The organism is Micromonospora sp. NPDC048868 (genome assembly GCF_043198195.1).
GTDB lineage: Bacteria > Actinomycetota > Actinomycetes > Mycobacteriales > Micromonosporaceae > Micromonospora > Micromonospora reichwaldensis.
Map to the genome: position 1 here is coordinate 185,219 of NZ_JBICUN010000013.1, position 9,972 is coordinate 195,190.

Below are 9,972 nucleotides of genomic sequence, written 5' to 3' on the forward strand. Positions count from 1 at the left end.
GACGCTAGAAAAGCTGTTCGAGCTGGAACACGAAATTGTTCCACCACTCGGAGACCACGCCCAAGTACGCCTTGCCGACGGTGGAGACCGCCACCGCCGACGCCATCGCCGCGATCGCGGAGAGCACCAGCAGCAGCAGCGACGACCCGGAGATGCTCTGCCGGTAGAGCCGGCTCACCCCCTTGGCGTCGACCAGCTTGCCGCCGACCTTGAGCCGGGTCAGGAACGTGGAGGCCATCCCGCCGCGCCCCTTGTCGAGGAACTCGACGAGCGTGGCGTGGGTGCCGACCGCGACCAGCAGCGAGGCGCCCTTCTCGTCGGCCAGCAGCATGGCCAGGTCCTCGCTGGTCGCCGCCGCCGGGAAGGTCACCGCCGGCACGCCGAGGCCGTTGACCCGGGCCAGGCCGGGCGCCCGGCCGTCCGGGTAGGCGTGCACGATCACCTCGGCGCCGCAGCGCAGCACGTCGTCGGTGACCGAGTCCATGTCGCCGATGATCATGTCCGGCGTGTAGCCGGCCTCCACCAGCGCGTCCGCGCCGCCGTCGACGCCGATCAGGACCGGCTTGAACTCGCGGATGTAGGGACGCAGCACGTCCAGGTCGGCCTTGTAGTCGTAGCCGCGCACCACGATCAGGCAGTGCCGCCCCTGCATCTCGGTCTGGATCTCCGGCACGCCGACCCCGTCGAGGAGCAGGTCGCGCTCCTGGCGGAGGTAGTCCATCGTGTTGGCGGCGAACGCCTCCAACTGGACCGACAGCCCCTCCCGGGCGTCGGCCATCGACTTGGCCACCGACTCGGCGTCCTGGAGGCTGCCGTGCGCCACCGGCTCGTCGCCGAGGAAGACGGTGTTGCCCTCGATCCGGACGGTGTCGCCCTCGCGGATCCGCTCGAAGACCCCCTCCCCCAGGTCGTCCAGGAGCGGGATGCCGGCGGCGACCAGCACCTCGGGCCCCAGGTTGGGGTAGCGGCCGGAGACCGACGGCTTCGCGTTGAGCACGGCGCCGACACCGACGGCGACGAGCGAGTCGGCGGCGACCCGGTCGAGATCGACGTGGTCGATGACCGCGATGTCACCGGGGCGGAGCCGGCCGACCAGGCGTTTTGTCCGGCGGTCGAGGCGTGCGGTGCCGAGGATCCTGCCCGGTTCCGCGTTCCGGGTCCGGCGCAACGTGGGTAGACGCATCGTGACCATCCTGGCATGTGAGGCAGGCAATTCTGTCGCGACATGCCTGAGCAGGGCCGCCTACCCAGGGAAGCACACTAACGCGCAGGCCGGTGTGCCTGTGCTCACAATCGCCGACCTCACGGGCGCCTTTCCCGGGCCGCCACGGCGAGAAGCTCCTCGGCGTGCGCGATACCCAGGTCCGAGTCGGGCAAACCCGCGAGCATCCGGGCCAGCTCCCGGGCGCGCTCGGTGTCCTCCACCACCCGGACCCCGCTCGTGGTGACCGCCCCGCCCGTGTCCTTCGCCACCACCAGGTGCCGGTCGGCGAACGCGGCCACCTGCGGCAGGTGGGTGACGACCAGCACCTGGTGGCTGCGGGCCAGCCGGGCCAGCCGCCGGCCGATCTCGACCGCGGCCTGGCCGCCGACCCCGGCGTCGACCTCGTCGAAGACCAGCGTGGGCGGCCCGCCCGAGCCGGCGAAGACCACCTCGATGGCGAGCATCACCCGGGACAGCTCACCGCCGGAGGCGCCGCGCTGCAACGGCAGCGAGGGCGCGCCCGGGTGAGCCAGCAGGCGCAGCTCGACCTCGTCGCCGCCGTCCGGGCCGACGCCGACCTCGGTGCCGTTGACCGGCAGGGTCGGCTCGGCGCGGCCGGCCGCGCGGGGCAGCACCGCCACCTCGATCCGGGCGTGCGGCATGGCCAGCCCGGCCAGCTCGACGGTGACCTGCTCGGCGAAGCGGGTCGCCGCCTCCTGCCGCGACGTCGACACCCGGCCGGCCAGGTCGGCCACCTCGCCGGCCAGCCGGGAGGCCTCCCGGTCCAGCTCGTCCAGGAGGTCGTCGGAGGTGTCCAGGTCGGCCAGCCGGGTGCGGGCACGCTCGGCCCAGGCGATCACCCCGTCGACGTCGTCGGCGTACTTGCGGGTGAGCGCGCGCAGCGCCGCCCGCCGCTCGTAGACGGTCTGCAACCGGGCCGGGTCGGCGTCCAGCGCGGCGAGGTAGGCCGACAGCTCGGCGGAGACGTCCGTGACGAGGGTCGCCGCCTCCTCCAGCCGCCCCGCCAGCTCACCCAGCGCCGGGTCCGTGCCGGCCTGCGCCTCCAGGGTGCGGCGGGCGGTGCCGAGCAACGCCGCCGCGTCCGGCGTCTCGTCGGTCGCCTCCACGCCGCCGGCGACGCACTGGTGGGCCACCTGCGCCGCGGTGCGCAGCCCCTCGGCGTGCTCCAGCCGCTGCGCCTCCGCCTTCAGCTCGTCGTCCTCGCCGGGCTGCGGGTCCACCCGGGTGATCTCGTCGAGGCCGAGCCGCAGCAGGTCCGCCTCCTGGTTGCGCTCGCGGGCGTTGCGCCGCCGGTCGGACAGGTCGTCGACCACCGCGCGCCAGCGGGCGTACGCCTCGCGCAGCGCGTCGAGCAGTTTCTCGTGCTCCGGGCCGGCGAAGCGGTCCAGCGCGGCCCGCTGCTCGGCCGGCCGCAGCAGCCGCAGCTGGTCGGACTGGCCGTGCACCGCCACCGCCTGCTCGCCCACCTCGCCGAGCATCGACACCGGCATGCTCCGCCCGCCCAGGTGCGCCCGGGAGCGGCCCTCCACGGTGACGGTGCGGCTCAGCAGCACCGAGCCGTCCTCGTCGGGCTCGCCGCCCGCGTCGGTGATCCGCGCGTGCACGGTGGCGGCGACGCGGCCCGCGAGCCGCAACCGGCCCTCGACCACCGCCCGGCCCGGCTGGGCGCGCACCCGCCCGGCGTCGGCCCGCCCGCCGAAGAGCAGGCCGAGGCCGGTGACCACCATGGTCTTGCCCGCTCCGGTCTCGCCGGTGATGACGTTCATGCCGCCGGTCAGCGGCAGCGTGGTGTCCTCGATGACGCCCAGTCCGGTGATGCGCAGCTCTTCCAGCACAGCAACCGACAGTAGACGCGGCCCCCGACACTTGACCAGCCGGCGTGCGCACACCGGTGCGTCCGCCCGCCGACACCCCACCGGGGCGGCCGGCCCCCGGGTCAGCGTCGGTTGCCGCGCCAGCCGTGCACGGGCAGGTCGAACTTCGCCACCAGCCGGTCGGTGAACGGGCGGTCCCGCAGCCGCACGACGCGCACCGGCAGCGCGCCGCGCCGCACGGTGACCCGCGCACCGGGCGGCAGGTCGTAGACCCGTCGGCCGTCGCAGGACATCACGGCGAGGGTGGTGAACGGGTCGACGGTGATGACGAACGTGGAGGTGGGCGCGGTGACCAGCGGCCGACTGAACAGCGCGTGCGCGCTGATCGGCACCAGCAGCAGGGCCTCCACCTCCGGCCAGACCACCGGCCCGCCGCCGGAGAACGCGTACGCCGTCGAGCCGGTGGGGGTCGCGCAGACCACGCCGTCGCAGCCGTACCGCGACAGCGGGCGGCCGTCCACGTCGACCATCAGCTCCAGCATCTGGGCGCGCTCGCCCTTCTCGACGCTGATCTCGTTGAGCGCCCAGGACTCGATGGTCGGGCCGCCGTCGAACTCGGCGGTCACGTCGAGGGTGAGCCGCTCATCGACGGTGTAGTTGCGCTCGACCACGTCGCGTACCGCGCTGTCCAGGTCGTCGATCTCAGCCTCGGCGAGGAAGCCCACCTTGCCGAGGTTGATGCCGATCAGCGGCACCTTCTCCGGGCGGGCCAGCTCCGCCGCGCGCAGAAAGGTGCCGTCCCCGCCGAGCGCGAAGACGATCTCCGCGCCCTCGGCCGCCTCGAGGCCGGTCACCGGGACCACTCCGGGCAGGTCGAGGTCGTCGGCCTCCTCGGCCACGACCCGCACCTCGAAGCCGGCCGAGATCAGGTCGGCGGCGACGGCGCGGGCGTGCTCGGTGCTGCGCCGGCGACCGGTGTGCGTCACCAGCAGTGCCGTGCGGCTCACCGGGACGGCCGTCCCGTCGTGCCCACGCGGCATCCGCGCGGCACGCCCGCGACCGCGGGGCTCGCCAGTCCACTCACCCGGCCACCTCCTCCGTCGCCGCGTCCGGCTGGTCGCCGGACGGCACCGGGCCACCCGGCCCGGCGGTCACCACCGCGCGCACCCGCTCCGGGTCCGCCGGCGGTGCGTCCCGGCGTAACCATACGAAGAACTCGACGTTGCCGCTCGGCCCGGGCAGCGGACTCGCGGCCACGTCGGCCAGGCCGAGGTCGAGCCGGGCCGCCGCGGCGGCCACGTCGAGCACGGCCTCCGCGCGCAGCGACGGGTCCCGGACCACCCCGCCGGCGCCCACCCGCTCCTTGCCGACCTCGAACTGCGGCTTCACCATCAGCGCCAGGTCACCGTCGGGCCGGGTGCAGCCGGCCAGCGCCGGCAGCACCAGCCGCAGGGAGATGAACGACAGGTCGGCGACCGTGAGGTCGACCGGGCCGTCGATGACCTCCGGCGTCAGCGTACGGACGTTGGTGCGCTCGAAGACCCGCACCCGGGGATCGTTGCGCAGCGGCCAGGCGAGCTGCCCGTAGCCGACGTCGACCGCGACCACCTCCGCCGCGTCGGCGCGCAGCAGCACGTCGGTGAAGCCGCCGGTGGAGGCGCCCGCGTCCAGGCACCGCCGGCCGGCCACCGTCAGCCCGCCCGGGGCGAAGGCGGCCAGCGCTCCGGCCAGCTTGTGCCCGCCCCGGGAGACGTACTCCGAGCCGGGGTCCTCGCCGGTGACCAGGAGCGGATCGGCGGGGTCGACCATCGCGGCGGGCTTGCGTGCCTGCACCCCGCGCAACTGGACCCGGCCGGCCTCCACCAGCGCGGCGGCCTGTTCCCGGGACCGGGCCAGCCCGCGGCGGACGAGTTCGGCGTCCAGCCGGTTACGACGTGCCATGCGTGGTTCTTCTCCGGTCGGTCAGGTCTGGTCGATGGTGGCGAGGGTCTCCCGCAGCGTCTCGTACGCCGCCTCGTACTGCGCGATCTGGTCGGCCGGGGCGAGCGTCGCGGCGTTGGCCATGGCCCGTACGGCGGCGTCCACGGCGGGATGCCGGTCGTCGCCGAGGTCGTCGGCGGACTCCGGCAGCGACGGCGGAGCGGGGCGCGGGCCCGGCCGGGCGGTGGGCGGCGGACCGGGCCGGAACGGGCCGGTCGCCGAGCCGTGGCCGGCACCCGGCGGGCCGGGGCGGGCGCCGGGCGGCGGGCCGGGCCGGAAGGGGCCGCTCACGATCCGCTCCCGGCCGGGGCCGGGCGCGTCACGCCTCGTCCTCCGGCGGCCGCTTGCGGGCCGGTGCCTTCTTCGCCGGCCGGACCGGCTCCGCGGCGCCCTCGGTCGGGGCGAGGGCCGACGGCGTCCGCTTGGCCACCGCCTTCTTCGCCACGGCCTTCTTGGCCAGTGCCTTCTTCGCGACGGCCGGCCTCGCCACCGGGGCGGGGGCCGCCGAGGTCGGTACGGGCGGTTCGGCCGCGCCCGGGGCGGGCGACGGCCCGGCGCCGGCGGGCACCGGGTGCGCCGACGCCCCGATGCCTGCGGGCACCGGCGCCCCTGGGCCGGCCGGCACCGGCGGGGCGCCGAGGGTCGCCTTGGCGTCTCGGAGTTGGCGCTCGAGCTCGTGCACGCGGCGGGTCAGCTCGGCGACCTCGTCGGCGGTGGCGAGCCCCACCGCGCCGAGGGCCCGGTCCACTTCGAACCGCACCAGCTTGGTCAGCGACTCCCGGTTGGCCGCGCCCGTGGACACCAGCTCCTCGGCGAGGGTCTGCAGCTGGGCGGCGGTCGCCCCGCCCGAGCCGACGACCCGACGAACCGCGTCCTGGGCCTTCTTCCGGGGCGCCTCCGTCAGGCCCATGGCCAGCTCGAGGTAGGCGCGCCACGCGTCCTGCATGCCTGTTTCCTTCCGCGGGGCGGGGGTGTGCAGGTGCCACGCTACCGGGCACCCCGCGACGCCCTGTGCGGTACGGTGCCGGGGACGGCGTGGCGAGCGGTGAGGGGGCGATGGTGGCCAGCGTGGACGAATGCCGGCAGGCGTTGCGGGATCTGGCGGCCCGGCTGGACCGCAACGCGGAGACGGTGCGGGAGAAGGTCGACTTCGACCGGACGCTGGCCTGCCGGATCACCGACCTGGAGACCGCCTTCCACGGCCGGCTCTCCGGCGGCCGCCTGGTCGACCTGGCCGACGGCGACGACCCGAAGGCCAAGATCGCGCTGAGCACCGGCAGCGACGACCTGCTCGCACTGGTCCGCGGCGAGCTCGACATCACCCGGGCGGTCACGTCCCGGCGGGTGTCGATCAAGGCCAACCCGCTCGACCTGATGAAGCTGCGCAAGCTGCTCTGAGTCGACCCGCACGCTGCCTGACCCGGGAACGCGGGCGGCCGTCGGCGGGATGAAGTTCGTCGACGGACGTCAGCCGGATGCGTTCGGCGTCAGCGGACGTCGGCGGGATGGAGTTCGTCGGCGGCGGCCGTCAGGCGGACAGGCCGAGTTCGGCCAGTGCCTTCTCCGCCTCAGCCGAGCCGGGACGAATCCGCGCCGGCCGCGTCGACCAGGCGGTCGCGCAGAGCGCCGCCAGGGCGTCCAGCGCACGGCCCGACCCGGCCAGCTCCAGCACGTCGTCCCGCGCGGCCACCGACCAACCACCGGTGTCCGCCGGGCCCGGGACCCGCACCACGGCCGCCGGGTCGAAGAGCCCCGCCAGGTCCATCGAGACGTACGTCGGCCTGCGGTGCGGCGGGGCGGCGAGCAGCTCGGCCGCGTCGCTCACGCCGGTGAGCACCAGCAGACTGTCCAGGCCGGCCCGCCGGGCGCCCTCGATGTCGGTGTCCAGCCGGTCGCCGACCAGCAGCGTCCGGCCCTCGCCGGCACGTCGGGCCGCCGTGGTGAACAGGGCCGGCTCGGGCTTGCCGACGACCACGTCGGGATCCCGGCGCAGCGCGGTACGCAGCACGGCGACCAGGGCACCGTTGCCCGGCAGTGGTCCACGATCGCTGGGCAGGGCCGGGTCGGTGTTGGTGGCGACCCAGGTCGCGCCGCCGCGTACGGCCACCGACGCCTCGGCCAGGTCCGCCCAGCAGACCTGCGGGCCGAACCCCTGCACCACCGCGACCGGCGACTCGTCGGCCCGGGACACCGGGGTCAGCCCGACCGCGCGCAGCTCGGCCCGCAGAGCCTCGGTGCCGACGACCAGCACCGCGGCGCCGGCGGGAAGCTGGTCGCGAAGCAGCTCCGCGGCGGCTGCCGCCGAGGTGAGCACCTCCTCGGGCCGGACGGGCACGCCCATCCCGGTGAGTAGGTCGGCCACCTCGCTGGAGCGGCGCGAGGCGTTGTTGGTCGCGTACGCCACGGAGCGGCCCTCGGCGCGCAGCCGGCCGACCGCCTCGACCGCGCCGGGGACCGGCCGGTCGATCAGGTAGATCACGCCATCCAGGTCGAAGACGACCAGGGCGTACCCGTCGACCAGCCGTTCCCCAGCACCCGTCGTCATCGCTGCGCGGTGCCCGACTCGCCGGAGGCGGTGGGCTCGCCACCGCCGGTGGCGGCCCCGCTGTCGTCGCCGCGCGTACCGGTCGCGACGTTGTCCGCCTCGTCGTCGGTCAGCTCGTCGTCGGTCAGGTCGTCCGACGGCACCGCCGCGACCGCGGCCTCGTCCTGCTCGTCCTGGTCGTCCTGGTCGTCGTCCTCGTCGTCCTCGTCGGCGTCGGCGTCGGTCGACTCCGTGTCGCTGGCGAGGTCGGCGTCCGGCCGGGCCGGTACCGCACCCGGGGCGCCGGGACCGGAGGCGATCGCCTCGGCGGACTCCTCGTCCTCCTCGTCGCCCTCGATCACCACACCGTCGAGTTCCAGCAGCCGCTCGGCGGCGTCGGTCTCGCCCTCGGTGTCGACGTCGGCAGCCCGGGAGAACCACTCGCGGGCCTCGTCACGACGACCGACCGCGAGCAGCGCGTCGGCGTACGCGTACCGCAGCCGGGCCGTCCACGGCTCGGCCGTCTCGCTCGTCAGCTCGGGGACCTGGAGCATGGCCACCGCGGCGTCCTTCTGGCCCAGGTCGCCGCGCGCCCCGGCCGCCACGATCAGCAGCTCGGTCGCCACGGCCTGGTCCAGCTTCTCCCGGTCCGCGCCACGGAACAGGTCGATCGCCCGCTCGGGCCGGCCCAGCGCCCGCTCGCAGTCCGCGAGCACGGCCAGGTGGCTCTGCAACCCGCTCATCCGGTGGTACGTGCGCAGCTCCGCGATCGCGGTCTGCCACTCCCCCGCGTGGTACGCGGCCAGGCCGACCGCCTCGCGGACGGCCGCGATCCGGGACGCCAGCCGACGGGCCGCCAGCGCGTGCGCCAGCGCCTCGGCCGGGTCCTCGTCGATCAGCTGACCCGTCGCCACCAGGTGCCGGGCGACCGTCTCGGCGACCGGCTTCGCCAGCGAGAGCAGCTCGGCCCGGACGTCCTTGTCGAGGTCGGTCGCGACGATCTCGTCGGGCAGCGCGGGGGCCGCCGTACGCTCCCCCTCCGCCTCGGGACGCTCCCGCCGCTCGTCGCGACGCTCTCCGCCCCGGAAGCCGCCCTCACGACGGTCCCCCTGGCGTTCTCCGCCCCGGTAGCCACCTTCGCGTTCTCCGCCCCGGTAGCCACCTTCGCGGTCGCCGCCCCGGTAGCCGCCTGGACGGTCGCCGCCCTCACGCCGGTCGCCACCGCGGAAACCACCCTCGCGGTCTCCGCCCCGGAAACCACCCGGACGGTCGCCACCCTCACGACGGAACCCGCCCTCGCGGTCGCCGCCACGGAAACCACCCGGACGGTCGCCACCCTCACGACGGTCGCCACCGCGGAAACCGCCCTCGCGATCTCCGCCACGGAAACCGCCCGGGCGGTCGCCACTCTCGCGGCGGAACCCGCCCTCACGGTCGCCGCCACGGAAACCACCCGGACGATCGCCACCCTCACGACGGTCCCCACCGCGGAAACCACCCTCGCGGTCACCGCCACGGAAACCACCCGGACGATCGCCACCCTCACGACGGTCGCCGCCACGGTAGCCACCTTGACGATCGCCACCGCGGAAGCCACCTGGACGGTCGCCACCCTCACGACGGTCGCCGCCACGGAAGCCACCCTCACGCGGCGGCCCCGAACGGAAATCACCCTCACGACGGTCCCCACCACGGAAACCACCCGGACGATCGCCACCCTCACGGCGGTCACCGCCGCGGAAACCACCCTCGCGGTCGCCACCACGGAAACCACCCGGACGATCGCCACCCTCACGACGGTCGCCACCACGGAAGCCACCCTCACGCGGCGGCCCCGAACGGAAACCACCCTCACGACGGTCCCCACCACGGAAACCACCCTCGCGGTCACCGCCACGGAAACCACCCGGACGGTCGCCGCCCTCACGACGGTCGCCGCCACGGTAGCCGCCGGATCGCTCGTCACCGTCTCGACGGAAGCCACCTTCGCGGCGGTCGCCGCCCCGGAAACCCTCACGGTCGCTGCGGAAGCCGCCCTGGCGGTCGCCGGCGTCCCGACGAGGGGCGCCACCACCGCGGGAATCACTGTCACGCGGACCGGACCGGAAGCCGCCCTCTCGGCGGTCGCCACCACGGGAGTCGCCGTCACGGCGGTCGCCGCCGGCGTGTCCGCCGCGCTGGCCGCCCCGCTCCTCGCGGTACGGGGGCCGGTCGTCGCGGCGCGGCGCTCCCTCGCGTCCACCCGAACGGTCTTCGTAGCGACGGGGACGATCTCCGCCCTGCGATCCTGAACTCACAGGTACATCCTTCCTCATTGCGTCACCTACGACGCTACGCAGTCGAGGGGCGGCCCCGCGGGGGGGGGCCCCCCCCGGGAAAAATTTTCGGCGGGGGAGAAATAAAACCAAACCCCCCCCCTGGACTTACAA

General features: G+C 75.1%; 10 protein-coding genes. 2 read left to right on the forward strand and 8 right to left on the reverse strand.

Features of this window, described 5'->3' with window-relative positions; genetic code table 11:
* Positions 1–4: 4 nt before the first annotated feature.
* The 6 genes from steA to ACGFNF_RS21080 form a co-directional block, all read right to left on the reverse strand.
* A complete protein-coding gene (gene steA, locus ACGFNF_RS21055; protein WP_132234430.1) occupies positions 5–1,183 on the reverse strand; it encodes a putative cytokinetic ring protein SteA in 1,179 nt (392 codons plus the stop codon).
* A gap of 119 nt (positions 1,184–1,302) precedes the next feature.
* The gene (gene recN / locus ACGFNF_RS21060; protein WP_151455228.1) at positions 1,303–3,060 is read right to left on the reverse strand and encodes a DNA repair protein RecN; all 1,758 of its coding nucleotides are present in this window, start codon (positions 3,058–3,060) and stop codon (positions 1,303–1,305) included.
* 101 nt (positions 3,061–3,161) lie between these two features.
* Positions 3,162–4,079: an NAD kinase gene (locus tag ACGFNF_RS21065; RefSeq protein WP_393169997.1), complete on the reverse strand. Its 918-nt coding sequence runs from the start codon at positions 4,077–4,079 to the stop codon at positions 3,162–3,164.
* A 40-nt stretch (positions 4,080–4,119) separates the two neighbouring features.
* Entirely contained in the window at positions 4,120–4,980 is an 861-nt protein-coding gene (locus ACGFNF_RS21070; protein WP_393169999.1) for a TlyA family RNA methyltransferase, read from the reverse strand.
* A 21-nt stretch (positions 4,981–5,001) separates the two neighbouring features.
* On the reverse strand, positions 5,002–5,310 hold the full coding sequence (locus ACGFNF_RS21075; protein ID WP_393170001.1) for a hypothetical protein: 309 nt from the start codon (positions 5,308–5,310) through the stop codon (positions 5,002–5,004).
* A 28-nt stretch (positions 5,311–5,338) separates the two neighbouring features.
* Complete coding sequence (locus ACGFNF_RS21080; protein WP_393170003.1) at positions 5,339–5,965, reverse strand: phasin family protein; 627 nt, start codon at positions 5,963–5,965, stop codon at positions 5,339–5,341.
* Between the two features lie 113 nt (positions 5,966–6,078).
* Here ACGFNF_RS21080 and ACGFNF_RS21085 point away from each other — a divergent pair, with 113 nt between their 5' ends.
* Entirely contained in the window at positions 6,079–6,417 is a 339-nt protein-coding gene (locus tag ACGFNF_RS21085; protein ID WP_132234479.1) for an SCP2 sterol-binding domain-containing protein, read from the forward strand.
* 130 nt (positions 6,418–6,547) lie between these two features.
* On the opposite strand, the gene ACGFNF_RS21090 is transcribed toward ACGFNF_RS21085, so the two are convergent.
* Positions 6,548–7,564: an HAD-IIA family hydrolase gene (locus ACGFNF_RS21090; protein WP_393170005.1), complete on the reverse strand. Its 1,017-nt coding sequence runs from the start codon at positions 7,562–7,564 to the stop codon at positions 6,548–6,550.
* A complete protein-coding gene (locus ACGFNF_RS21095) occupies positions 7,561–8,505 on the reverse strand; it encodes a tetratricopeptide repeat protein (protein ID WP_393170020.1) in 945 nt (314 codons plus the stop codon). The genes ACGFNF_RS21090 and ACGFNF_RS21095 overlap by 4 nt, the downstream gene beginning before the upstream one ends.
* Between ACGFNF_RS21095 and ACGFNF_RS21100 the strand changes: the two genes are divergently transcribed.
* On the forward strand, positions 8,461–9,834 hold the full coding sequence (locus ACGFNF_RS21100; RefSeq protein WP_393170022.1) for a hypothetical protein: 1,374 nt from the start codon (positions 8,461–8,463) through the stop codon (positions 9,832–9,834). The two genes, ACGFNF_RS21095 and ACGFNF_RS21100, sit on opposite strands and share 45 nt — an antisense overlap.
* Positions 9,835–9,972 lie beyond the last annotated feature (138 nt).